We start from the raw sequence: 2,349 nt of genomic DNA, 5'->3' as shown, positions 1-2,349 counted from the left end.
GACCAGGCCGGCAGGCCCGCGCCCGCGAGCAGCGCCACGAGGCGCTGGCCCCAGCGCCGGCGGGCCAGCCGCTCGTCGACGCGTGTGAACACGGAGACCCCGGCGAGCTGGTCGAGGTCGGCGGTCTCGACCATGCGCCGCTCGGTCTCGGCGTTGCTGACGAGCGTCGCCACGGTGGCGGCGGCCATCAGCAGGGTCACCAGCAGACCCGCTGCGATCAGCAGGACGGTCACGACGCACCTCCCGCGGCGGCCGGCTCGGCGGGCGAGGCGGGAGCCGACGCGGTCAGCACCGTCTCACCCGCCCGGTGCAGCCGTTCCAGCAGGTCGTCGGGCACGGGCTCGGGCACGAACCGGCCGGCCACCGTGCGGTCGGGGCCCAGCGGCTCGGCGACGAACCGCATCAGCGGCGTCAGCGCGTACTCCTCGCGCCGCCGGGAGGTCACGGCCTGCACCTCGAGCACTCGCCGGGAGCCGTCCTGCGCGCGCTCCAGGTGCACCACCAGGTCGATCGCCGAGTTGATCTGGTCCCGCAGGGTCGCCGAGGGCAGGTCGAGCTCACTCATCGAGGCCAGCGTCTCCAGGCGGCCCAGCGCGTCGCGCGCCGTGTTGGCGTGCACCGTGGCCACCGAGCCGTCGTGGCCGGTGTTCATCGCCTGGAGCATGTCGAGCGTCTCGCCGCCGCGCACCTCGCCGACGATGATCCGGTCGGGCCGCATGCGCAGGGCGTTGCGCACCAGGTCGCGGATGGCGACGGCGCCGCGCCCCTCGACGTTCGCCGGCCGGGACTCGAGCCGCACCACGTGCCCCTGCTGCAGGGAGAGCTCGGCGGCGTCCTCGATCGTGACGATGCGCTCGTGGTCCGGGATGAGGCCGGACAGCGCGTTGAGGAACGTCGTCTTGCCGGACCCGGTGCCGCCCGAGACCACGATGTTCAGCCGCGCCCGGACGCAGGCGCCGAGCAGGCTCGCGGTCGTCACGTCCAGGGTGCCCCGGTCCACGAGCTCGCCCATCCGGTACGGCGTCGGGAACCGGCGGATGGTCAGCGTGGGCCCGTCCAGGGCCAGCGGCGGGATGATGACGTTGACGCGCTCCCCGCTGGGCAGGCGCGCGTCGACCATCGGCGAGGACTCGTCCACGCGGCGGTTCACCTGCGACACGATCCGGTCGATGGTCTGGTAGAGCTGCTCCGCCGACGCGAACCGGGCGGGCACGCGCTCGACCTTGCCGTAGCGCTCGACGAACACGTCGTCCGGGCCGTTGACCATGATCTCGGTGATGGACTCGTCCGCCAGGAGCGGCTCCAGCACGCCCAGCCCGAGCGCGTCGTCGGTGATCCGCTGCACCAGGGCGCCGCGCTCACGCGCGGACAGCACGGGCCCGTCCACCGAGAGCAGCCGGGACAGCACCCGCTCCAGCCGCACCCGCCGCTGGGCGGGCGAGAGCCGGGCGAGCTCGTCGACGTCGATCTCCTCGAGCAGCCGCTCGCGGTACACCTTGGCGAGGTCGTTGTCCTCGTCGTGCCGCTCGTCGGCGGCCAGCCGGTCGCGCAGTGCCATGTCTTTCCTTCCCCCTCAGCCGTCCACCGGGAACGCGGCGGTGCGGGTCAGCGCGACGTCGACCACCTTCATGCCGGCCAGCCCGAGCGGCGCCGTGACCGTGACCCGCACGCGCGCCGTGCCGTCCTCGACGGCGACCTGGACGTCGCGGACCGTCAGCCCGTCCGGGACCGCACGCTCCGCCTCGGCGTGCGCGTTCCCACCGAGGCTCAGGGCCCGGGCGCCGTTGCGGGCGGCCTCCTGCGCGATCGACGCCGTCTGCGCCACGGTGATCCCCTGGATCGCCAGTAGCGCCACCAGCACCATCGCGAACACGACGCCGACGAGCTCGACCGTCGCCTGCCCCCGCTCGCGCCGTGTGCCCGCGACCATCTCAGCCCTCCCGGTAGACGGCGGCCGACGACGACGCGGACAGGTCCACGCCCGGCAGGATCGTCGAGACGGTCACGCGCACGCTGACCTCCTGCGGCGACACCTCGATGTCGGAGTCGCCGACGGCGGCGCGGAAAGAGCCCGGGAGCTGCTCGCGCACGTCGTCGCGCACCTGGTCGACGACGTCGTCCCGGGGCTGGCCCAGCGCGTCGTAGTACCCGAGCACACCGACCGTGCGGGCCCCCTCCTGGGCGGCGGCCCGCGCCGCGAGCAGGCCGGAGGCCCACCCGATGCCCTGCACGCACAGCAGCACGACCATGAGCACCATCAGGATGACCACCGGCAGCTCGGCGGTGGCCTGGCCGGCCTCCGGGTCGGCGCCCCTGCGCCGCCCCCGCTGCTTGCCTGCCCGCCGGCCC

Annotated in this window: 4 protein-coding genes; all 4 read right to left on the bottom strand. The window is 74.5% G+C overall.

Annotated features, from left to right (window positions below; all coding sequences use genetic code 11):
* Positions 1-233 (bottom strand): hypothetical protein (locus tag PROKR_RS18275; RefSeq protein ID WP_036965483.1); only part of this gene is annotated, 233 nt, incomplete at its 3' end.
* Positions 230-1,558 carry a TadA family conjugal transfer-associated ATPase gene (locus tag PROKR_RS18270; RefSeq protein ID WP_036965480.1) on the bottom strand — a complete coding sequence of 443 codons (1,329 nt, stop codon included), beginning with the start codon at positions 1,556-1,558 and terminating at the stop codon, positions 230-232. The genes PROKR_RS18275 and PROKR_RS18270, both read right to left, overlap by 4 nt.
* 15 nt (positions 1,559-1,573) lie before the next feature.
* Positions 1,574-1,930: a TadE/TadG family type IV pilus assembly protein gene (locus tag PROKR_RS30840; RefSeq protein ID WP_051433122.1), complete on the bottom strand. Its 357-nt coding sequence runs from the start codon at positions 1,928-1,930 to the stop codon at positions 1,574-1,576.
* Position 1,931: 1 nt separating this feature from the next.
* Positions 1,932-2,349 (bottom strand): hypothetical protein (locus PROKR_RS18260; RefSeq protein WP_211240175.1); only part of this gene is annotated, 418 nt, incomplete at its 5' end.

The sequence above is a fragment of the Promicromonospora kroppenstedtii DSM 19349 genome (assembly GCF_000515355.1).
GTDB lineage: Bacteria > Actinomycetota > Actinomycetes > Actinomycetales > Cellulomonadaceae > Promicromonospora > Promicromonospora kroppenstedtii.
This window is presented reverse-complemented; position numbering and strand designations above follow the sequence as displayed.

What these genes read in the sequence shown, in the direction of transcription:
- PROKR_RS30840 (WP_051433122.1), bottom strand. Translation starts at nt 1,930, where the DNA reads ATGGTCGCGGGCACACGGCGCGAGCGGGGGCAGGCGACGGTCGAGCTC.
- PROKR_RS18270 (WP_036965480.1), bottom strand. Translation starts at nt 1,558, where the DNA reads ATGGCACTGCGCGACCGGCTGGCCGCCGACGAGCGGCACGACGAGGAC.